We start from the raw sequence: 21,643 nt of genomic DNA on the forward strand, positions 1-21,643 counted from the left end.
GTTCCTATCCCCGCCAGTCTTCCGCGCTCGCGCGCTTCGAAGAAATAAGCAAATTCCGAAAATCACTTCGGATTCTCCCGAAGTTTTGCACCTCGGCCTCGCAAGACATTCCGTGCAGTAGCGACCGTTTGCGCCGACAATGCCACATCCCTTCTAGCATATCTTCAAGAGGTCAAGATAAGCACTTATTCTAACGTTGTTTTCGCCCTTCCAAGCGAGGTCCGATCCTCGCTCGCTGCACCATTCGGCATGGCCTGAAGTGACTTGCGTTTTTTTAGCGCTCTGTTGCGAAGAACGCCGCGCAGGTGTTCTTCAAGGACATCGAGATGCTGGCCGGGTCCGAGCACGAAGGACGCGGCCGGGTGCCGGCGCGCCTATGCGGGACGGCGAATGCGCATCAATGGAATTGCGCTGATCCACTCGCACGACTGGCCGGTCTCGTCTGTCATTCCATGGTCGTGGATCCATGCGGCGCTGCCCCGAAAACCCTGCAGCCCGACAAGAGCCAGACGCTGGACAGGGCGCTCTGATCAAGGTCGTGGACCGCCGCCGCCAGCCCTTGACCGCTTGGCCTTTCCCGGTGAAAGCGTCACAATCTCCCCACACAGTCCAAGGCCGGAGCCATGGTGAAACGCGAGACCCCGAATGCCGCGCTCGGGCGGCGCGTCAACTTCTCCGTCGAGAGCATCGACATCCGGCTGATCCGGATCTTCATGACCGTGGTCGAGGCCGGCGGCGTGACCGCGGCGCAGGGCGAGCTGAACCTGGCGCTCTCAACCGTCTCCGAGAAAATCTCCTCGCTGGAAAAGCGTTTCGGGGTGCGTCTCTGCCGCCGGGGCCGTAGCGGCTTTGCGCTCACGGAGGCGGGCGAGCAGTTCTACCAGGAATGCGAGAAACTGGTCGCGGCGCTCGACCAGTTCGGGCAACGCACCATGGCGCTCGGCTCGCGCATGCCGCGCAATTTCACGCTCGGGCTGGTGGACAACATGATCTCTTACCCGAACAACGGCGTCTCGGGCGCCATCGCCGATTTCGCCGACTGCGCGCCCGGGGTGCACCTCAAGCTGGTCACGCTCAACCCCTCGGAGCTGCTGAGCGAGGTGCTCGCGCGCCGCGTCGACATGGTGGTGGGCAGCTTCCCGAAGGTGGCGCTGGGGCTCGATTACATCGACCTCTTCGACGAGCAGCACAACTTCTACTGCGCCGAAGGGCATCCGCTTTTCGACGTGCCCGACGCCGAGATCGGCATCGAGACCATCCGCGATCACCGCATCATCGCACGCGGCTACTGGGGCTCGCGCGACACCCGCATCTTCGCGATCAGCGCGCCGCATGCCACAGTGGTCGACATGGAGGCCGAGGGGCATCTGATCCTCTCGGCGCGCTACCTCGGCTATTTGCCCGACCACATGGCGCAGACCCTGTCGCACATGGTGCGCTTGCGCGCGATCCGGCCCGACCTCTTTTCCTACAACGCCCGGTTCCAGATTGCCCTGCGCCCAAACTGGGAGCGCCACCCGGCGACCAAGCTGATGGTGGAGAGCCTGCGACGCAGGCTCTCCTGACCTTCAAGCCGCGCTGATCTCGACGGTGATGAGCTGCGCGGCATGGGGAGCCAGCGCGGCAACCTCCTCCGCCTCGGACAGCACCGCGAGGTCATGGCGATCGAGGCCGATGCCGGGCAGCTCCGAGAGGGCGAAAACGAGGCAGGTCAGCGCGCCAGTGCTCGGCCTGCGCGGCGCCCCCCGGAAGACTTCAGCCCGATAGGGCACGCGCACCATGACGTTGAGGTCCAGAAGCTCCGGCCCCAGCAGATCGCAGCCGCAGCCGATCTCACCGCTGAAGGCAAAGGGCTCGGCTTGCGCCCCCAGCTCCTGAACAGTGCCATCCGGGAAGCTCAGGCGCATCGGCCCGCCGTCGATCACTGTCAGGTTCCGATGCACGCCGGGAAAGCTCGAGAATGGCCCGGACTGCGCGACCTTGGCCGTGCTGATGCGCCAGTGAAATGCATCAAAACCGGCGCCCTGCGGCACGCAAAGGATCTCTGCCGTTTCGCCGCCGCCGTTCTTCCAGGGGGCGAAGGCGCGCCCGGCGCCGCGGTAAATCCGAGCAAAGAGGCTCATGCCTGAATCTTCCGAAGCACCTCGGCGAAGCGCGGCGCGATCTCGTCGTCGAGCGCATGGCGCCGGTTGTCGATGACCTTCTTGCCGCGCACGGTGACATCGCGGATCGCCTGATCGCCCAGGGCGAAGATCCAGCGATCGATCAGCGCATCGCCGCCCGCGGTGGCAAGGAACGGATGCGCGTGATCCAGCGCCAGCCAGCTTGCCGGGGCCCCGACCTGCAGACCCGACTTGGCGATCCCCGCCGCCTGGTGGCCCCCGGCCAGCGCGCCATCGAACAGGCGGCGCCCGGTCGAGCTGCCCTCCCCCGCCGCGAGGCAGTTGCGGGCACGGTCGCGCAGGCGCTGGCTGTATTCCAGCAGCCGCAGTTCCTCGGCGACTGAGGTCGCCACGTGGCTGTCGGTGCCGACGCCGAAGCGCCCACCCTGCGCGAGGAAATCACGCGCCTCGAAGATGCCGTCGCCGAGGTTGGCTTCGGTCGCGGGGCAAAGGCCCGCCACGGCGCCGCTTTGGGCCATCCGGGTGACCTCGGTCTCGGTCAGATGGGTCGCGTGGATCAGGCACCAGCGCGCATCGACCGGCATCTCGTCCAGCAGCCATTCGACCGGGCGACGACCGGACCAGCCAATGGAGGCCTCGACCTCGCGCAGTTGCTCGGCGACATGGATGTGGATGGGCGCCTCTTGGGGCAGCGCGGCGAGGATCGTGCGCATCTGCTCGGGCGTCGCTGCGCGCAGCGAGTGGATGGCGCAGCCGGCAAGTTGGCCATCCTCGGCAGCGCGGGCGCGGACGGTTTCCATCAGCCGCAGGTAGCCGTCGACGTCGTGCAAGAAGGGGCGCTGCCCTTCGACCGGCGGCACGCCGCCGAAGTCGGATTGCGCATAGAACACCGGCAGCAGGGTGAGGCCGATGCCGCTCTGCCGCGCCGCCTCGAACTGGCGCAGCGAGGTCTCGGCAGGGGTGGCATAGGGCGCGCCGGTGCCATCGTGGTGCTGATAGTGAAACTCGACGAGATGCCCGAAGCCGCCCTTCAGAAGCTCGATCTGCAGGTAGAGCGCAACCGTCTCGATATCGTCCGGGGTCATGCTGGCCACGCAGCGGTACATGCGGTCGCGCCAGGTCCAGAAGCTGTCGGCGCTGGGGCCGGCAACCTCGGCAAGACCCGCCATGGCGCGCTGGAACGCATGCGAGTGCAGATTGCTCAGCGCCGGAACCAGGATCTCGGCGCGCTCCATGCCGGGCGCATGCTCGGCACCGGCCTCAACCCGCGTGATCGTGCCCGCCGCATCGTAGCCGATCACAACATCCTGCACCCAACCCTCCGGCAGCAGCGCCTGCCCGGCGAAAACCTGTGTAGCCATGATCCCTCGCGCTATTTGTATAGACTTAATAATACCGTCATCCGGCCCCCTCTGGCAAGCCTGCTTGGCGCGCCCGCGTTGCAACGGCCTCGACCGCTGGCGAACCGCAGCCTGCCCTCTGGCACAGGGGACGTTAGGTCGCACATGTGGGCGCGCCGCCGGGGTTCCCTTCCGCCGCCCCCATCTCTATAGCGGCGCCCACGCAGCGCGTTCCCGGCAGTGCCGAGGACCCGCCGACCGGCCGAGCGTCTAGGACAGCCAGATCGCGGGGCGCAGTCTTTTCCAGTTCAGGTGCCGCCGTTCGGGCCGCGCCGGGTGCCCCTTCAGAACGCAAGCTCAATGGAAGAAGTCGAATGGCGCAGACCGGACAACAGCGGGTGATACGGGATTCCGTGATCGTGGGGCTGGCGATGTTCGCCGTCTTCTTCGGTGCGGGGAACCTGATCTTCCCACCTCAGATCGGCTTTCTCGCAGGCGACGGCTGGAGCGCGGCGCTGGTCGGCCTGTTGATCACCGGCATGGTGCTGCCGGTGCTTTCGGTGGTGGCGCTCGGATTGCGGGGCGGCACTGTGGAGCGGCTCTGCGCCCCGATCGCGCCCTGGTTCGGCGCCGCGCTGCTCTTTGTCACCATGCTCGGGCTCGCCTGGCTGATCGCCGTACCACGCACCGCAAGCGTCGCCTTCGAGACCGGCTTCCGCACGCTCGCCCCGGCGCTCGACCCCAAGATCGGCATCTGGGCTTTCGTGCCGCTCTTCTTCCTGGTCTCGACCTATTTCGCCCTCGACCGCTCGCGGGTGATCGACCGTATCGGCCGGGTGCTGACTCCGCTGCTGCTGGGGCTTCTGGGGCTCATCGTGGTCTGGTCGGTGCTCTCGCCGCTCGGCCTGCCCGCCGAGACCGGCGAGGCCGCGCCCTTCCGGCTCGGCTTGCTGACCGGCTACCAGACCGGCGACGTCTTCGGCGGCATCATGTTCGGCATCATCTTCATCGAGGCCTTCCGGGATCGTGGCTATACCCCCGGCCCGCGCTACACCGCGGCGCTCTGGGGTATGGCGCTGGTGACCTTCCTCGGGCTTTTCTTCGTTTACGGTGGGCTGGAATACCTCGGCGCCACCGGCAGTGGCGTGCTTGCCCCGGACGTGCCGCAGGCGGGGCTGCTGACCGCGCTGGTCGGGCAGCTGGCCGGCAAGATCGGCGCCAACATGCTGGCCGTCGCCGTGCTGCTTGCCTGTCTGACCACGGCAGTCGGGGCGACGGCGGTGCTGGGAGAGTACATCCAGAAGTGGACGCGCGGCCGGGTCGGCTACAAGGCCGGGGTGCTCGCGGTCTCGCTCACCTCGCTGGTGCAGGCCTTTGGCGGTGTCGACTACATCGTCGCGCTGGCCGAGCCGATCTTCCTTCTGCTCTACCCGGTGGGCATCGCGATCGTGATCCTCGGGCTGCTGCCGCGTGCCTGGCTCAACGACGGCGTCTGGAAGGGCGCGACGATCCTGGCGATCCTGATGGGGGTCTATGACCTTGTCGCCAGCCTCGCCCAGAAGATGGGCGGCGCGATGCCGGCCGCGCTTCAACACATGCACGAGGTGATCCCGCTCTCCACCTCGGGCTTCGCCTGGCTGCTGCCGGCCCTGGTGGGCGGGCTTGTCGGTGGGGGGCTTTGGAAGCTCTCGGGGCGGTCCGATGCGGGTGCTGCCGACGCGGAGCGGCTGCCTGCCGAGTAAGTCCGCTCCTTCGACCGCCGAATTTTCCCCCCGGCGGTGCTGCGGGATCTCTTCGCGTCAAGGCACCCCTACGGAACCCGGCCTCGCCATGGGCGCAGCCGCCCGAAGGCAAAAGTGCAAACAACCTAAGATATTTTTAAAACTACACTTTCGCCTAGTCGCCACGGCGACATTAGATGCTATCCTTGTGCTTCATCCTTATCTGGAAGGCGCGCATGCTTCGTCAACAGAGCCCGGCTTTCGGGCCCATGGATTTTCTTGCCGGGGACGGCGAGATGGCCAGCCTGATCCGCGAGACGGATTGGAGCGAGCATCCTTTCGGCCCCTCAGAGGAGTGGCCCCAATCGCTGCGCTCGGCCTTGGCGATCTGCCTGAACTCCGCTTTCCCGACGGCAATCTACTGGGGCTCCGACCTGCGCCTGCTCTACAACGATGCCTGGGCGCCCATCCCCGGCCCGCGCCACCCGGCGGCGCTCGGCGCTCCGGCCAAGGAGGTCTGGAGCGACATCTGGCCGATCATCGAGCCGCAGTTCTCCGAGGTGATCCGCTCCGGCAAGGGGGTCTTTCTCCAGGACAACATGCTTCCGATGCAGCGCTACGGCTTCGAGGAGGAGACCTACTGGAGCTACAGCTTCACCCCGCTGCGCGGTGAACAGGGCAATATCGTCGGGGTGTGGAACACCGGCAGCGAGACGACCGACAATGTCATCCAGCGGCGCAACGCCGAATTTCTGGTCAAGCTCAACGAGGCGCTGCGCGGCGCAAACTCGGCGCAGGAAGGTCTGCGGATAGCGATCGAGCGACTTGGCCTGCATCTCTCGGCTGTGGGAGTCCGGCTTACCGTTCCCGGCGGCGCGGGCGAGAGCTTCGAGATTGCCCAATCCTGGACCGCCCCGCAGGCTGGCCTGCACGCCGACACGAACCTGCCATGGATCAGCTCTGCCGCAGAAGCGGAGCTGCGCGGCGGCAGGACGCTGTTCCTGACCCGACGAGACCCGGACCTCGACCCGCAAGGCCGCGCCTACCTGGATGCCCGGCGGATCTCCAACGCGATCTTCGTGCCCTGGATCGTCGGCGGCCGGCTGGAGCAGGCGATGGTCCTGCACTGGACCCGGCTCCGGGCCTACAGCGTGCTCGACGTATCGCTGGTCGAGCGGGTGATGGATCTTGTCATGGGCTGGGTCGCCCGCGAGAAGACCCTCGCGCGCGAAGCGGTCATGGCGCAGGAGATCGACCACCGCGCCAGGAATATGCTGGCAATCCTGCGGTCCACCGCCCGGCTGATCAAGGCCGGGACGGTCGCCGAGTTCCGCGAGAAGCTGGACGAGCGGATCACCTCTCTGTCCCGCACCCACGGGCTGTTGTCGCGCAAGAAATGGGAGGATGTGCGGCTGCGCGAGGTGGTCGAGGAAGAGTTCTCTCCCTATGGCTCCGAGATCCACCAGCGGGTCACCCTCGAGGGCCCCTGCGTGCCGCTCGATCCCAACGACGCACAGATGGTCGCCATGCTCATTCACGAGCTGACCACCAACGCGGTGAAACACGGGGCGCTTCGCACGACCGAAGGGACATTGCGCCTGCGCTGGACCCTCGCGACCGACGGGGTCCTGTCGCTGCATTGGGACGAGAACTTCCCGGGGGATGGCGCCCCCGAGGTGGCCTCTCAGGGCGGCGGTTTCGGCACGCAGTTGCTAACCCGCATCGCGCAGGACCATTTCGGCGGGCGCATCGCGAGGACGATCGGCTCCGGCCACCTGCGCTACGAGATCACCCTGCCCAGAGGCGCCTGGTCCGCGCAGGCCGACGCACCGCAGACGGAGGTAGGCGATGCCGGCCCCGCCAGCTCTCCACGCCGCGCGGTGATGATCGTCGAGGACGAGCCGATCATCGCGATGGACCTGGTGGGCATGATGGAACATGCGGGCTACGCGATCTTTGGCCAGTTCGCGTCGGTAGCCGCCGGGCTCGCCGGAACCGCCGAGAGCCTGCCCGATCTCGTGCTGCTCGACGAGAACCTCGGTGGCCAGAAATCCACGCCGCTTCTTGACCACCTGCTCGCCAGGGGCGTGCCGGTGGTGATCATCTCGGGCTACGACGGCGAAGTACGCACAGGTGTGCCGCGGCTCTCGAAGCCCATCTCGGAATCCGAGCTTCTGTCGACCATCGAGAATCTCTGAGCCGGGACAGAGGGGCGCCCCTCTGTCCGACCGGTGTCAGCCCTTGTCCTTGCGGACCTTGATCGCCCCGGCCTTCTCGGCGAGGTCGCGGGCGATGGCGAAGGCGCCCTTGATCTTGTCGGCGTCGCTCTTCCAGTCGCGGCGCACGACAATCTTGTTGTCCTTGATCTTTGCCAGCCCGTTCTGCGCCTGGATGAACTCCACCAGCCCCTCGGGCTTGGCGAATTTGTCATTGTGGAATTGCACCGTCGCGCCCTTGGGCCCGCCGTCGAGCTTGGAAATCCCGGCGTGCTTGCACATCGCCTTGATCCGCACCACGAGCATCAGCGTGTTGACCTCCTTCGGCAACTTGCCGAAACGGTCGATGAGCTCCGCCGCAAAGCCCTCGAGCTCGACCTTGGTGGTCAGCTCCGACAGACGCCGGTAGAGCCCGAGACGGACGTCGAGATCGGGCACGTAGTCTTCGGGGATCAGCACCGGAACGCCGAGGTTGATCTGCGGCGCCCATTGGCCATCGTCGTCAGTGAGCCCTTCGAGCTCGCCCGACTTGATCTTGGCGATCGCCTCCTCGAGCATCGATTGGTAAAGCTCGTAGCCCACGTCGCGCATCTGGCCGGACTGCTCCTCGCCGAGCAGGTTTCCGGCGCCGCGAATGTCGAGATCCTGAGAGGCCAGCGTGAAGCCCGCCCCCAAAGTGTCGAGTGAGCCGAGCACCCGCAGCCGCTTCTCTGCAGTGTCGGTGAGCTTGGTGCGCGGCTTGGTCGTCAGGTAGGCATAGGCGCGGGTCTTCGAGCGCCCGACCCGGCCGCGGATCTGGTAGAGTTGGGCAAGGCCGAACATGTCGGCGCGGTGCACGATCATGGTGTTGGCGGTGGGGATGTCGAGGCCGGACTCGACGATGGTCGTTGCCAGCAACACATCGTACTTGCCGTCGTAGAACGCATTCATCCGGTCGTCGAGTTCCCCCGCTGCCATCTGGCCATGCGCCACCACGAACGAGACCTCGGGCACCTGTTCGCGCAGGAACTGCTCTATTTCGGGAAGGTCCGAAAGGCGTGGCACGACGTAGAAACTCTGCCCGCCGCGATAGTGCTCGCGCAGCAGCGCCTCGCGCACGGTGATCGCGTCGAATTCCGAGACATAGGTGCGGATCGACAGGCGATCCACCGGGGGCGTGCCAATGATCGACAGGTCGCGCACACCCGACAGCGACAACTGCAGCGTCCTCGGGATCGGTGTCGCGGTCAGTGTCAGCACGTGGATGTCCGAGCGCAATTGCTTCAGCCGCTCTTTGTGCGAGACGCCGAAGTGCTGTTCCTCGTCGATGATCAAGAGGCCAAGGTTGTTGAACCGGATGCCCTTGGCCAATAGCGCGTGAGTGCCGACGGCAATGTCGACCGAGCCCTTCGAGATACCGTCACGGGTCTTGGCGGCGTCCCCGGCAGAGACAAAGCGCGACAGCGGCGCGACGTTGATCGGGAAGCCGCGGAAGCGCTCGGCAAAGCTCTTGTAATGCTGGCGGGCGAGCAGCGTGGTGGGGGCGATCACCGCCACCTGCACGCCGGACATGGCGGCGACAAAGGCGGCGCGCATCGCGACCTCGGTCTTGCCGAAGCCGACGTCGCCGCAGATCAGCCGGTCCATCGGTTGGCCGCTGGTCATGTCGCCGAGCACGTCCTCGATGGCGCCCATCTGGTCGTCGGTCTCGGTATAGGGAAAACGCGCGCAGAAACTCTCCCAGGCGCCGGGCGGCGGGTCGATGATCGGCGCCTTGCGCAGGGCGCGCTCCGCCGCCACCCGAATGAGCTTGTCCGCCATCTCGCGGATACGCTCCTTGAGGCGCGCCTTCTTGGCCTGCCACGCGCCCCCGCCGAGCTTGTCGAGCAGCCCCTCGTCATGACCATAGCGCGACAAGAGCTCGATATTCTCGACCGGCAGGTAGAGCCGTGCGCTTTCGGCGTATTCCAGCAGCAGGCACTCGTGGGCGGCGCCGGCGGCAGTGATGACCTCGAGCCCCTGGTAACGGCCGATGCCGAAATCGACGTGCACCACCAGATCGCCCGGCGAGAGCGACTGGGCCTCGGTGAGGAAGTTCTCGGCCTTGCGGCGCTTCTTGGGCGCGCGGATCAGCCGATCGCCCAGCACGTCCTGCTCGGAGATCACGGTGAGCTTCAGGCCGCTTTTGGGATCGCCCCATGGCGCGACAAAGCCCTGCTCCAACCCCCAGACCGCCAGGTGCAACCCCCGCTTGCCGATGCGCGTGCCGTCGATCACCGGGATCGCCTCGGCCAGCCCCTCGTCCTCGATGAGACCGGTCAGGCGCTCGCGCGCGCCCTCGGACCACGAGGCGATGAGCACCGGCCCCTCGGCCATCTGCTTCTTCACATGGTCGGCGAGCGCGGCAAAGAGGCTGATGCTCTCCTGCTGGCGCTCGGGGGCGAAGCTGCGCCCGATGCGCCCGCCCGCGTCCACCACTCCCGGCCCGCTGGCCTGTGGCAGCGGCGAGAATTGCACCACCCGGCGGTCCGCGACGGCGGCGTCCCAATGCGCCTCGTCGAGGTACAGAAGCTGAGGCGGAACCGGCTTGTAGACCGAGTCGAGCCTGCCCTTCTGGGTCATCGCGTGGCGGCGGGTCTGGGACTGGTCCTCGATGCTCTCCCAGCGGGCAAGCCGCGCCGGGGTGATCTGGTCGTCCATCAGCACCGGCGCACCGGGCAGGTAGTCGAAAAGCGTCTCGAGCTTTTCATGGAAGAACGGCAGCCAGTGCTCCATCCCCTGCGTCTTGCGCCCCGCGCTCACCGCCTCGTAGAGAGGATCATCCGAGCCGGCGGTGCCGAATTCGATGCGGTAGTTCTGCCGGAAGCGTGTGATCGCCGCGTCATCGAGGATGACCTCCGAGACTGGCGCCAGCTCGACCACGTCGAGCTTTTCCGTGGTGCGCTGGCTGACCGGATCAAAACGCCGTGCGCCGTCCAGCACGTCGCCGAAGAGATCGAGCCGCACCGGCCCTCCCTCGCCCGGCGGGAAGATGTCGATGATGCCGCCGCGAACCGCGTAATCGCCCGGCTCGTGCACCGTGGGCGCGTTGGAAAAGCCCATGCGCACGAGGAAATTGCGCAACGCGGCCTCGTCCACCCGGTCGCCGACCCGCGCGGCAAAGGCCGCCTCGCGCAGCACCTCGCGCGCGGGGATGCGCTGCATGGCGGCCGAAAGCGTGGTGAGCAGCACGAAGCGCTCCGGCATGCCGTGCACCAGCCCGGCAAGGGTCGACATGCGCGTGGCAGAGATGTCGGGATTGGGCGAGACCCGGTCGTAGGGCAGGCAGTCCCAGCCCGGAAAGGTGACCACCGGCATGCCGGGATCGAAAAACGCCAACGCCTCGCGCAGCGCCGCGAGGCGCTTGTCGTCGCGGGCAATGTGCAGCACCGGCCCGCCGGTCTGTTCGACCTCGGCAAGAAGGAGCCTGGCGTCGAACCCCTCGGGTGCGCCGCCCTTGGTGATACGGGCCGATCTGGTAAGCGACTGGGACATACCGCTCAAATGACCCGCCGCCGGGCCTTCGTCAACCGAGAACGCCGTGCGCGAGGTTCTGGTACATGCCCCACATTGCGGTGACGAAGATCGCGATCATGCCGATCACCTGCACCCAGAAGCGCAGCACCGCCAGCTTGTGGCACAGCGCCTCGCCGGTCAAATTCTGGCCCCGGATGCGCGCGGCGGCGGCGATGCTCAGGCCACCGACGAGCGCCATGGGAAAGCCCAGCAAAAAGAGCGCCTGCGCCAGTTCGATGTCGTACCAGAAGCCAAGGCTCGCCAGCATCGCCAAGAGCGCCGAGACGATGGCGACCAGCCAGAGCCCCGCCTGCTCGGCGATGAAGAGGCGCCGGTTCACCTGGATGCGCACCATGTCCTCGAGGTCCTGCGCCGCCTGTCCGCCCTGCCTGCGGGCGCGGCCGACCATGTCGAAGGGCACGCCGAGCACCCAGTGGCTGTTGCTCGACCAGAACACCGCAAGCGCGATCCAAAACCAGAGGTTGGAAAACGACCGCATGTCGATGGTTTCGAAAACGAGCCCGGTCCAGTCCACGGCGTCCCCACTCTTTCCTTCGGGGCGGCTGGGCCCCTCTCACTTGCCGCCCGTCCCGGCGCTTGGTCCATCCGGCCCCGCACCGAGCGCAAGGCAGGCACCCCGGCGGGAGCCCTTGTGACAGGCGTCTTTCCATGCCACCCAAGGGTAACCTTGACAAGGGATACGAAGGACACGCCCGATGAAACCCGTGATTTCCGCCTTTCCTGCCACACGCCTGCGCCGACTGCGCAGCTCCCCCGCGATCCGGGCGCTGACCCAGCAGACGCTGCTGACGCCGGGCGATTTCATCTGGCCGGTCTTCGTGCGCGACGGCGAGGGGATCGTCGAGCCCATCGCCTCGATGCCCGGGGTGAACCGGCTGTCGGTGGACAAGGTGGTCGAGGCGGCGCGCGAGGCGCATGCGCTCGGCATCCCGGCGATCTGCCTCTTCCCCTATACCGACGCTTCGCTGAAGACCGAGGATTGTGCCGAGGCCTGGAACCCCGAGAACCTCAGCAACCGCGCCACCCGCGCCATCAAAGAGGCGGTGCCCGAGATCGCGGTGATGACCGACGTCGCGCTCGATCCCTACAACATCACCGGCCATGACGGCTTCATCGAGAACGGCCAGATCGTCAACGACCGCACGGTTGACGCTCTGGTCAAGCAGGCGCTGAGCCAGGCCCGCGCCGGGGCGGACATCATCGGCCCGTCGGACATGATGGACGGGCGTATCGGCGCGATCCGCACGGCGCTGGAGGCCGAGGGCTTCCACAACGTGCTGTTGCTGAGCTACGCGGCAAAATACGCCTCGGGCTTCTATGGCCCGTTCCGCGATGCGGTGGGCGCGGCGGGCGCGCTCAAGGGCGCGATGGGCGGCGACAAGCAGACCTACCAGATGCAGCCCGGCAATTCCGACGAGGCAATGCGGCTGATCGAACGCGACCTGCAAGAAGGCGCCGACATGATCATGGTCAAGCCCGGCATGCCCTATCTCGATATCTGCCGCCGCGCCAAGGAGATGTTCGGCGCGCCCACCTTCGCCTACCAGGTGTCCGGGGAATACGCGATGCTGGCGGGGGCTTTCGAGAACGGCTGGCTCGATCGCGACAAGGTCATGCTCGAAAGCCTCACCGCCTTCAAGCGCGCCGGTTGCGACGGGGTGCTGACCTATTTCGCCCCGGCCGCAGCGCGGCTCCTCAACGGCTAGCGGGCGCCTTTGCGACGGCCCGCATGATCTAGTGACAGGCCGGGCCGGGCTGCCTATACTAGGAAGGGACAACCGGCGGGACAGCCGGACAAGAGGCTTGGGCCGGTCCAAACGACCGGACATCAACGAGGATTGAGCAGAATGACCTTTAATCGACGGGGACTCCTCCTGACTCTCGGCGCGCTTGGCGCGACCGGCGCGCTGGCCGCCTGTGGCAACGGCGTGGGTGGCAGCGGCGCACAGACCATCGACGCGCGGGTGAACGCCACTGTGAACCAGATGTACGCGCAATATCCGGGCACCCGCGATCTCGCGGCGAAATCCGCCGGCATGTTGGTCATGCCGCTGATCACGGAGGCCGGACTCGGCCTCGGCGGCGCCTATGGACGCGGGGCGCTGAAGGTGAACAACGCCACGGTGGACTACTATTCGGTGGTCAAGGGCTCGGGCGGACTGCAGATCGGCGCGCAGCAATACGCGCATGTGCTGTTCTTCATGACCCAAGACGCGCTCTCCAACTTCCGCCGCTCGCCGGGCTGGGCCGCGGGCGCCAACATCGAATACGCCATCCCCGAGGGCGGCGAGACGCTGGCGGCCGAGACCACCACTTCGCTCGCGCCGATCATCGCGGTGATCTTCGGCAAGTCGGGCCTGCACATGGGCGCTACTCTGGAAGGCGTGAAATACACGCGGATCATTCCCTGATCCGCCGCAGGGGGGCGCCGCCCCCCTGCCTCGCCCTAGAATGTTTCTGCCGAAAAGACGGCGGCCTCTCGAGGCCCTTTGGCTTCTTCCCTTTGCAAATGCGCACGCACCGGCGGCACCGTCCGCGAGGCGTCAGTGGTAGCGGAACTCCCCCACCACCTGCCGCCATTCCCCCGCCGAGATCATCTTTCTATGGGTGAAGCGCACCGAGTGCAGCGGGCCTTCGATCTCCTCCTGCCAGAACTCGATGAACCGAAACAGCCGCGGATGGTCGGGCGCCAGGTCGTACTCCTGCCAGACGAAGGTGTTCAGCACGTTCTGGTAGTCGGGCATCCGGTAAAAGAGTTCCGCCGTGGTCAGCCCGTAGCCCTTGAGCATGAGTTCTGTGGGAGTCTCGTCCATCGCTTTACCTCGCATGACATCCGTGTAACAAGCGTGCCCAATGCGCGGTTAGTTTTCAAATAAAACAGCATGTTAGCCAGGTGGCGAGTTGGCTGCCAGAATAAGCAACCCGCCGGCATTGCGCCCCACACCTAGCCTCTGATATAGGTAGTCCCAACTACATATAGAGACAGCACGGACAGGCGAGCAACGTGACCGACACGCCGGAAACCCCCGAAAACGAAGAAGAAACTCCGCGCCCCGAGCGGAGCGGTCATGGTGGCCCGGTGATCTCGATCATCGACGAGATGAAGTCGAGCTACCTCGACTACGCCATGAGCGTCATCGTCAGCCGCGCGATTCCCGATCTGCGCGACGGCCTAAAACCTGTGCATCGACGCATTCTCTACACGCTGTGGGAGAACGGACAGACCAAGTCCAAGAACTACCGCAAGTGCGCCACCGCCGTCGGTGACGTCATGGGCCGCTATCACCCGCATGGCGACTCGGCGGTCTATGACGCGCTGGTGCGCATGGCGCAGGACTTTTCTATGTCGCTGCCGCTGATCGACGGTCAGGGCAACTTCGGCTCGATGGACGGCGATCCGCCCGCCGCCTACCGTTACACCGAGGCGCGTCTCGACCGCACCGCCGAGGCGCTGCTCGAGGACATCGAGAAGGGCACGGTCGATTTCGTGCCCAACTACGCCAACGAGCGCAACGAGCCCGTCGTGCTGCCGGCGCGCTATCCCAACGTGCTGGTCAACGGCGCCGAGGGCATCGCCGTCGGCATGGCGACCCGCATCCCGCCGCACAACCTCGGCGAGGTGATCGACGCGACGCTGGCGCTGATCGAGAACCCCGACCTCTCGTCCGAGCAGCTGATCGACTACATCCCCGCCCCCGACTTCCCGACGGGCGGCGTGATCCTTGGCCGCTCCGGGGCACGCAAGGCTTATCTCGAGGGCCGCGGCTCGGTCATCATCCGCGCCAAGACCCGGATCGAGGAGCTGCGCCGCGACCGCTTCGCCATCGTAATCGACGAGATTCCCTACCAGGTGAACAAGGCGACGATGATCGAGCGCATCGCCGAATGCGTGCGCGAGAAGAAGATCGAGGGCATTGCCCACGTACAGGACGAGAGCGACCGCTCGGGCGTGCGCGTGGTGATCGAGCTCAAGCGCGATGCCACCGCCGAGGTGGTGCTGAACCAGCTCTACCGCTTCACGCCGATGCAGGTCAGCTTCGGTTGCAACATGCTGGCGCTCAACGGCGGCAAGCCCGAGCAGCTGACCCTGCGCACCTTCCTGACCGCCTTCCTCGACTTCCGCGAGGACGTGATCGCGCGTCGCACCGCCTTCCTGCTCAACAAGGCGCGCGAGCGCAGCCACGTGCTCTGCGGCCTTGCCGTGGCGGTGGCCAATGTCGATGAGGTGGTGGCGACGATCCGCAGCTCGGCCGATGCTTCCGAGGCGCGCGAGAAGCTGATGACCCGGCGCTGGCCGGCAGAGGAGATCGCGCCCTTTATTCGGCTGATCGACGATCCGACCCACAAGATGAATGACGACGGGACCTACAACCTGTCGGAAACGCAGGCCCGCGCCATCCTCGAGCTGCGCCTGCAGCGCCTGACCCAGCTCGGCGTGAAGGAAGTCACCGACGAGCTCGAAGAGCTCGCGGGCAAGATCAAGGAATACCTCGAAATCCTGGGCTCGCGCGAGCGCATCCTCGAGATCATCTCGAACGAGATGATCGCTGTGCGGGACCAGTTCGCCGTGCCGCGCCGCACCGAGATCGTCGACTGGGCCGGCGACATGGACGACGAGGATCTGATCGAGCGCGAGGACATGGTGGTCACGGTCACCCAATCCGGCTGGATCAAACGCACCCCGCTCGCCGATTTCCGCGCCCAGAAGCGCGGCGGCAAGGGGCTGTCCGGCGGCGGCCTGAAAGAGGACGATGTGGTCACCCAGCTTTTCGTGGCCAACACTCACACGCAGCTGCTATTCTTCACCACCGACGGCATGGCCTACAAGCTCAAGTGCTGGCGCCTGCCGCAGGGCGGCCGCACCTCCAAGGGCAAGGCCATCGTCAACATCCTGCCGATCCCGGCGGGCGTGTCGGTGGCAGCGATCATGCCCGTGGACCGGGACGAGAGCGACTGGGACGATCTGCAGATCGTCTTCGCCACCTCCAAGGGATCGGTGCGCCGCAACCGGCTGTCGGATTTCACCAACGTCATGCGCAACGGCAAGATCGCGATGAAGTTCGAGGGCGAGGACGAGAACACCCGCCTGATCAACGCCCGCATCTGCTCTGAAGACGACGATGTGATGCTGGTCACCGACTCTGGCCGCGCCATCCGCTTCCCGGTGCCGGACGTGCGGGTGTTCAACTCGCGCAACTCCACCGGCGTGCGCGGCATCAAGTTGAGCAACGGCGACGAGGTCGTGTCGATGTCGGTGATCCGCCACTTCGAGGCGGATTCGGACGAGCGCGCCTCCTACCTCAAGATGCGCCGGGCCATGGCCGGGATCGCCGATGACGCCGAAGCCTCGGACGAGGAAGAGGGCAACGCCGACAGCCTGCTGCCGGCCGAGCGCTACGCCGAGATGTCGGCGGTCGAGAACCTGATCCTGACGGTGACGGCGCGCGGCCTCGGCAAGCTCTCGTCGAGCCACGACTACCCGATCCGCGGACGCGGCGGCATGGGGGTCACCGCCTGGGAGAAATCCATGCGCGGCGGCGAGATCGTGGCGTCCTTCCCGGTCGAGATGGGTGATCAGATCATGCTGGCCACCTCCACGGGCCAGTCGATCCGTGTGCCGGTCGAGGGCATCTCCTTCCGCTCGCGCAGCGCCGGCGGGGTGAAAGTGTTCAACACCCGCGAAGGCGAGACCGTGGTCTCGGTCGCCTGGATCGCCGATCAGGACGACGAAGAAAGCGTAGACGGCGCCGAGGGGAACGCGGGCGAAGGCCCGGCCGAAGTGTGATCCCGACCTCGATCTGAATGTGACGCCCGTCCCCTCTGGGGCGGGCGTTCTTCTTTGCGTGTTTGAAAAGAGAAGAAGGCCGGGGCAGTTCTTTTGCCGCAGCGGTGCCCCGGTGGCGCGCGGGGCCTTGGCAGGCTCAGCGCGCGGCCCCATATTCCGCCCATGCTCAAGCTCACCCCGATCCTACTTGCCATCGCCTATGCCCTCGTCGCCTACCGCTTCTCGGCGTGGCGTACCGCGCGCGAGCTGGACTCGCGCTCGACCGAGCTGGCCGATCCCAGGCTCAAGGCGCTGACCGACCGCATGGCGGCCGCATTGGACCTGCCGCGCATCCGGGTGAACATCTACGAGATCGCGCCGGTCAACGGGCTGGCCGCGCCGGATGGGCGCATCTTCATCACCCGCGGCTTCTACGACCGCTACAAATCCGGTGAAGTCAGCGCCGAGGAACTCTCCTCGGTGATCGCCCATGAACTGGGGCATGTGGCGCTGGGGCACTCGCGGCGGCGGATGATCGACTTCTCCGGCCAGAACGCGATCCGCACCGTGTTGGTCATGGTGCTGGCGCGGCTGGTGCCGGGGCTGGGGCCGCTGATCGCCAACGCGCTGACCTCGCTGCTGGCGGCGCGGCTGTCGCGCGGCGACGAGTACGAGGCCGATGCCTATGCCGCGGCGCTGCTGCACAAGGCGGGGATCGGCGTCGCGCCGCAGAAATCGCTCTTTGCCAAGCTCGAGGCGCTGAGCGGTGGCGGCGGGCGCGGAATGCCTGCCTGGCTGCTGTCGCACCCCAAGACCTCGGAGCGCATCGCGGCGCTGGAGCGGCTTGAGGCGCGTTGGACCGCGGTACAGGGCTGATGCGGCTCAGCTGCGCGGCAGACGGCGGCGCAGCCAGCGGTCGAGCGAGACCGCCCCGCCACCGGTGAACACCAGCACCAGCATCAAGAACCCCCAGAGCAGCCGCTGGTCGAGGATCGGCGCATCCGGCTGGCGGTCGAAGAGCGCACCGATGGCCGTGGCGTCGACCCCATGGCCGAAGATGTCGGTCAGGCTTACAACCAGCAGGACGCCGATCATGCCAAGCGCCGCGAGCCGGGTGAAGAGCCCGAGGATCAGCAAGAGCGGCAATATGAATTCGGCGGCGGTGCCCGCAGCGACCACCAGATGTGCGAAAAATCCAAGCTGGCTGGCATCGTAGCCAGCAGCCTCCATGGCGCGGGGATAGATCTGCGCATAGGCATTCAGCGACAGGCCGAACCCGTCAATCTTGGTCAGTGCCGAGGACCAGAAGAAGCCGGCGAGCGTGGCGGCGAAGACGGCGCGGCCGGTGAGGCCGAGCACGGCGGGCGCGCTCCGCGTCACAGTGCCCACGGCACGGTCGAACTGCGCGAGCAGGGACGGGAGCCCGGCGGCGGGAGGGGCAAGTTCGGTCATGGCTGGGGGTCTCCTTCGGAGATGAGGGCGCCCGCGTTGAAGAGGCAGGCAAAGATCGCGGAATGGTCTGCCCCCGCTGGCAGAGCGGCACCGAGAGGCACGCGTCGGGCCAGCGCCTCCAGCGTCGCCGCGGAGCCGGCCGGGGCGGCGCAGGTCTGCACCGCGAGCCTCGGACGGGTGACCAGAACCTCGCCCGGCGGGCTCTGCGCCAGATCCGGACGCTCCGCGTTGCGCCCCCAGATGGCGAGCGCCGGGTGGCGCGTCCGCAGAATCCGTGCGGCGGGATGCGGGCGTGGGGCGCTTGCGGCCAGCGCGTCCGGCGCGAGCCCGGCCAGAACGCGGGGATCCAGGGGGACGGCATCGGCAGACAGGCTGGCTTCGCGCCGGGCCTGCTCGATCCGGGCAACTTCTGGCAGGTAGGGCAGCGCGGTGAGCGGCGGAAAGCGCTGGATCCAGTCCGGCAACTCGGCACCGTAAAGCGCCATGACCGGGCTGCGCGGCGGGTGCTCACGCGCGAAATCTCGGGCCATGGCAGCGAAATAGGTTTCTCCCACCAGCCGCTGCACCACCGGGAAGGCGGCGGCCAGCGCCTCGGTCAGGGCGACAGCGACGTTGTTGCGGTAGACGTCGAAGCGGCGCGTGGCGGCAGAGCCCGTCGGATCGCGCAGCTCCATGGGTCGCGGCGCCTCTGGGGCGAGCAGCGCCCCCGCGAACACGCCCTGCCCGCTCATGCCGCCCTCCGCCGCGCCATAACCCGTGCGGCGCGCGCGGCCTCGGCTTCGAGGGTGCGGAAATCGGGCACATCGTTGTCCCACTCGATCATGGTCGGGCGCGGACCTGTGCGGGCGATGACCTCGGCGTAGAGCGCCCAGACCGGGTCGGCCACCGGCGCGCCATGGGTGTCGATGAGCAGCGGGCCGCCCTGCCCGTCGTCTTCTTCGGCGTAGCCCGCAAGGTGGATTTCCCCGACCAGCTCGACCGGGTACTCGGCAAGGTAGCCCTGCGCCGAGGTGCCGAGATTGCTGGCAGAGATGAAGACGTTGTTGATGTCGAGCAGCAGCCCGCAGCCGGTGCGGCGGGCGATCTCGGCAAGGAAAGCGGTCTCCGAGAGCGTGCTCTCCTCAAAGACCAGATAGCTCGACGGGTTCTCCAAGAGCATGCGCAGGCCAAGCCGCTGCTGCACCTCGTCGACATGGGCGGCGACGCGCTCGAGCGTGGCCGCCGTGTAGGGCAGCGGCAGCAGGTCGCTGAAATATGTGCCCTCGTGGGTGGACCAGGCGAGGTGCTCGGAGAATTGCGCCGGGCGCACATGGTCGATGAGCCGCCTCAGGCGCGCCAGATGCGCAGGATCGAGCGGTCCCTCGCCACCGATCGACAAGCCGACCCCATGCACGGAGACGGGAAACCGCGCGCGCAGATCGTCGAGCATGGCCAGACGCGGCCCCCCCTCGACCATGTAGGTCTCGGCGTGGACTTCCAGCCAGCTGACGGCGCCGGGGTTGGTGAGCTCGGCAAAATGTGCCGACTTGAAGCCGACTCCGGCGGTGTTCGGGAGCGTGCTGCTCTGCATGGGATGCCTCCCTGGGCTTGGGCGGGATGGGGCGCGCGCGGCAACCGGCAGGCCGCCGCGCGCGGGGTCAGCCGCGAGCCTCAGCCCTTGGGCAGATCGCGCATCAGCGGCTCGAGCGAGCCCATGCGCGGGGTGCCGTCGGCCATGGCCGGAAGCTCGATCTCGGCGCAGGTGCCGGCGGGCACCAGCGTCCAGGAGTTGCCCTGGTAATCGACCGAGGCGGTACCGGCGCAGGTGGTGCCAGGGCCAGCGGCGCAGCCATTCTGGCCCGCCATGGCGACGCCGAAGCATTTCTCCTGCTCCTGGGCTTGGGCGGCCCCGGCGAATTGCGCAAGACCGGCGGCAACGGCTCCGGCGAGGGCGAGGTGTTTGCTATGAAGGGTCATGTCCGTCTCTCCAGTGTGACAGGCAGATCATCGCGTCTGCACCGGGGTATTCGGACCGGGGGGTGTCTTTGTTACGCGGCTCGCGCTTGTGTGATAGAGATGAAATATTCGCGCGCTGTTGTAACGGGAGGTCCCGCGCGCCCGTATGCGCAGGTACCTCCCCTAGAGGTGGACTTGAGCCGACCCCATGGGCGACCCCAGATGACCGGACGCGATGACGAGATAGAGGCGCTGATGCGCAAGGCGCTGGACGGCGACCGGCGGGCCTATGCCGGTTGCCTGCAGCGCTTGGTACCACGCTTGCGTGCCATGGCCACGCATGACCTGCCCGCGCAGCACGGGCATCTGGCCGAGGACGTGGTGCAGGAGGCGCTGCTGTCGATCCATCTCAAGCGGGGCAGTTGGGACCGGGACCGGCCGCTGCTGCCTTGGGTGCGGGTGATCGTGAAACACAAGGCAATCGACGCCCTGCGCAAGACCCCGAGCGCGCCGCACGACCCGGTCGAGGACCACCCGGGGCTCGGTGCTCCGGCGGTCGACCCGCTGGCGGGGCTTCACCTCGAGCAGGCGCTGTCGCGGCTCTCGCCACGGGATGCCGCGCTGGTGCGGGAACATGCGATCGGCGGCGCCGACCCCGAGACGCTTTCGAAGGATTTCGATCTCAGCCCGGGCGCCCTGCGCGTCGCCCTGCACCGGGCACTGAGACGTCTGGCCGATGCTGCCAGGAAGGAGGAAGAATGGACACCGATGAGCTGATCGCTGCGCTCGCCGCCGATGACGTGCCCGCCAAGCGCCCGCACCTGTTGTGGCGCGTTGCCTTCGGCCTTGCGGTGTCGCTGGTGCTGTTGCTGGTGTTCTGGGGCATGCGCCCGGGCTGGCCCGGCATGCTGATGATGGCACCGCTGCTGGTCAAGCAGAGCCTGCCGATCCTCGTGGCACTGGCGGCCTGGCCGCTGCTGCGCCGGAGCGATCCCGAGGCGCAGGCGCCGCTCTGGCCACTCTGGCTGCTGGCAGGGGTCAGCGCCGCCGGCTGGGGGCTCTCGGTGCTCGGCGGCGGCGACATTCTGGGCCAGACGCTCTGGGCCTGCCTGCTGTCGATCCCGGCGCTCGCCCTGCCCATTGCCCTTGCGCTCTTCCGTGGCCTGCGGCACCGGGTCGAGCCCCGCCCGGCGCGCAGCGGCCTGCTGGCAGGGCTGTTCTCGGGTGGCGCGGCGGCGGCGGTCTACGCCGTGCATTGCGACGAAGACAGCGCGGCGTTCTTCCTGTTGTGGTACGGGATGGCCATCGTTCTCTGCGGGCTGGTCGGGCGCATGGCGGGGCGGCGCTGGCTGGGCGTCTGACCCGCTTGGCTCCCGCCCTGTAAAAATGCGCTCTACAGCGGTGCCCGGAGAAGGGACGCGATCTCATTTTCGTGAAGCCCACCGAAGACTCATGTTATCCACAGCGGAATTATGGTAAGGTGAAGCTCTGGGACACCTTCGGTTTTCCCCACCTCCCAAGTGAAAAAGCCGGAGCA

At 67.0% G+C, this 21,643-nt stretch carries 19 protein-coding genes; 10 read left to right on the forward strand and 9 right to left on the reverse strand.

What is annotated here, in order from left to right; all coding sequences use genetic code 11:
- Positions 1–305: 305 nt before the first annotated feature.
- The gene (locus tag G0Q01_RS25895; protein ID WP_164198345.1) at positions 306–530 is read left to right on the forward strand and encodes a hypothetical protein; all 225 of its coding nucleotides are present in this window, start codon (positions 306–308) and stop codon (positions 528–530) included.
- A 93-nt stretch (positions 531–623) separates the two neighbouring features.
- The gene (locus tag G0Q01_RS25900) at positions 624–1,565 is read left to right on the forward strand and encodes a LysR family transcriptional regulator (protein ID WP_164198343.1); all 942 of its coding nucleotides are present in this window, start codon (positions 624–626) and stop codon (positions 1,563–1,565) included.
- Between the two features lie 3 nt (positions 1,566–1,568).
- On the opposite strand, the gene G0Q01_RS25905 is transcribed toward G0Q01_RS25900, so the two are convergent.
- A complete protein-coding gene (locus G0Q01_RS25905; protein WP_164198341.1) occupies positions 1,569–2,123 on the reverse strand; it encodes a HutD family protein in 555 nt (184 codons plus the stop codon).
- Entirely contained in the window at positions 2,120–3,484 is a 1,365-nt protein-coding gene (hutF, locus tag G0Q01_RS25910; protein WP_164198339.1) for a formimidoylglutamate deiminase, read from the reverse strand. Before hutF ends, G0Q01_RS25905 begins: the two co-directional genes overlap by 4 nt.
- 353 nt (positions 3,485–3,837) lie before the next feature.
- On the opposite strand from hutF, the gene brnQ reads away from it, so the two are divergent.
- Together brnQ and G0Q01_RS25920 are read left to right on the forward strand one after the other, a co-directional pair.
- Positions 3,838–5,205, forward strand: a complete 1,368-nt coding sequence (gene brnQ / locus G0Q01_RS25915) for a branched-chain amino acid transport system II carrier protein (RefSeq protein ID WP_164198337.1) — start codon at positions 3,838–3,840, stop codon at positions 5,203–5,205.
- A 215-nt stretch (positions 5,206–5,420) separates the two neighbouring features.
- Positions 5,421–7,382: an HWE histidine kinase domain-containing protein gene (locus G0Q01_RS25920; protein ID WP_164198335.1), complete on the forward strand. Its 1,962-nt coding sequence runs from the start codon at positions 5,421–5,423 to the stop codon at positions 7,380–7,382.
- A gap of 36 nt (positions 7,383–7,418) precedes the next feature.
- Here the strand turns inward: G0Q01_RS25920 and mfd are convergent, their stop codons facing one another.
- Positions 7,419–10,913, reverse strand: a complete 3,495-nt coding sequence (mfd, locus tag G0Q01_RS25925; RefSeq protein WP_164198333.1) for a transcription-repair coupling factor — start codon at positions 10,911–10,913, stop codon at positions 7,419–7,421.
- Positions 10,914–10,944: 31 nt separating this feature from the next.
- Positions 10,945–11,469 carry a component of SufBCD complex gene (locus G0Q01_RS25930; protein WP_370457355.1) on the reverse strand — a complete coding sequence of 175 codons (525 nt, stop codon included), beginning with the start codon at positions 11,467–11,469 and terminating at the stop codon, positions 10,945–10,947.
- Positions 11,470–11,650: 181 nt separating this feature from the next.
- Between G0Q01_RS25930 and hemB the strand changes: the two genes are divergently transcribed.
- Both hemB and G0Q01_RS25940 read left to right on the forward strand, forming a co-directional pair.
- A complete protein-coding gene (gene hemB / locus G0Q01_RS25935; RefSeq protein WP_108969417.1) occupies positions 11,651–12,661 on the forward strand; it encodes a porphobilinogen synthase in 1,011 nt (336 codons plus the stop codon).
- A 141-nt stretch (positions 12,662–12,802) separates the two neighbouring features.
- Positions 12,803–13,366 (forward strand): YSC84-related protein, encoded by a 564-nt coding sequence (locus G0Q01_RS25940; RefSeq protein WP_108969418.1) that lies wholly within the window; start codon positions 12,803–12,805, stop codon positions 13,364–13,366.
- A gap of 132 nt (positions 13,367–13,498) precedes the next feature.
- Here the strand turns inward: G0Q01_RS25940 and G0Q01_RS25945 are convergent, their stop codons facing one another.
- Complete coding sequence (locus G0Q01_RS25945; protein ID WP_164198331.1) at positions 13,499–13,768, reverse strand: usg protein; 270 nt, start codon at positions 13,766–13,768, stop codon at positions 13,499–13,501.
- Between the two features lie 191 nt (positions 13,769–13,959).
- Here G0Q01_RS25945 and gyrA point away from each other — a divergent pair, with 191 nt between their 5' ends.
- Together gyrA and G0Q01_RS25955 are read left to right on the forward strand one after the other, a co-directional pair.
- Positions 13,960–16,740 carry a DNA gyrase subunit A gene (gyrA, locus tag G0Q01_RS25950; RefSeq protein WP_164198329.1) on the forward strand — a complete coding sequence of 927 codons (2,781 nt, stop codon included), beginning with the start codon at positions 13,960–13,962 and terminating at the stop codon, positions 16,738–16,740.
- A 162-nt stretch (positions 16,741–16,902) separates the two neighbouring features.
- On the forward strand, positions 16,903–17,595 hold the full coding sequence (locus G0Q01_RS25955; protein WP_164198327.1) for a M48 family metalloprotease: 693 nt from the start codon (positions 16,903–16,905) through the stop codon (positions 17,593–17,595).
- A gap of 6 nt (positions 17,596–17,601) precedes the next feature.
- On the opposite strand, the gene G0Q01_RS25960 is transcribed toward G0Q01_RS25955, so the two are convergent.
- The 4 genes from G0Q01_RS25960 to G0Q01_RS25975 form a co-directional block, all read right to left on the reverse strand.
- Complete coding sequence (locus G0Q01_RS25960) at positions 17,602–18,171, reverse strand: DoxX family membrane protein (protein WP_164198325.1); 570 nt, start codon at positions 18,169–18,171, stop codon at positions 17,602–17,604.
- Positions 18,168–18,902, reverse strand: coding sequence for a DUF2063 domain-containing protein (locus G0Q01_RS25965; protein ID WP_164198323.1), 735 nt, complete (start codon positions 18,900–18,902; stop codon positions 18,168–18,170). Before G0Q01_RS25965 ends, G0Q01_RS25960 begins: the two co-directional genes overlap by 4 nt.
- Positions 18,899–19,741 carry a DUF692 family multinuclear iron-containing protein gene (locus G0Q01_RS25970; RefSeq protein ID WP_164198321.1) on the reverse strand — a complete coding sequence of 281 codons (843 nt, stop codon included), beginning with the start codon at positions 19,739–19,741 and terminating at the stop codon, positions 18,899–18,901. The genes G0Q01_RS25965 and G0Q01_RS25970 overlap by 4 nt, the downstream gene beginning before the upstream one ends.
- 80 nt (positions 19,742–19,821) lie before the next feature.
- Complete coding sequence (locus tag G0Q01_RS25975) at positions 19,822–20,127, reverse strand: DUF2282 domain-containing protein (RefSeq protein ID WP_108969430.1); 306 nt, start codon at positions 20,125–20,127, stop codon at positions 19,822–19,824.
- A 201-nt stretch (positions 20,128–20,328) separates the two neighbouring features.
- Here G0Q01_RS25975 and G0Q01_RS25980 point away from each other — a divergent pair, with 201 nt between their 5' ends.
- Entirely contained in the window at positions 20,329–20,883 is a 555-nt protein-coding gene (locus tag G0Q01_RS25980; RefSeq protein WP_164198319.1) for a sigma factor, read from the forward strand.
- A complete protein-coding gene (locus G0Q01_RS25985) occupies positions 20,865–21,467 on the forward strand; it encodes an NrsF family protein (protein WP_164198317.1) in 603 nt (200 codons plus the stop codon). The genes G0Q01_RS25980 and G0Q01_RS25985 overlap by 19 nt, the downstream gene beginning before the upstream one ends.
- Positions 21,468–21,643 lie beyond the last annotated feature (176 nt).

Source organism: Salipiger sp. PrR007, from assembly GCF_010499845.1.
Lineage (GTDB): Bacteria > Pseudomonadota > Alphaproteobacteria > Rhodobacterales > Rhodobacteraceae > Salipiger > Salipiger pacificus_A.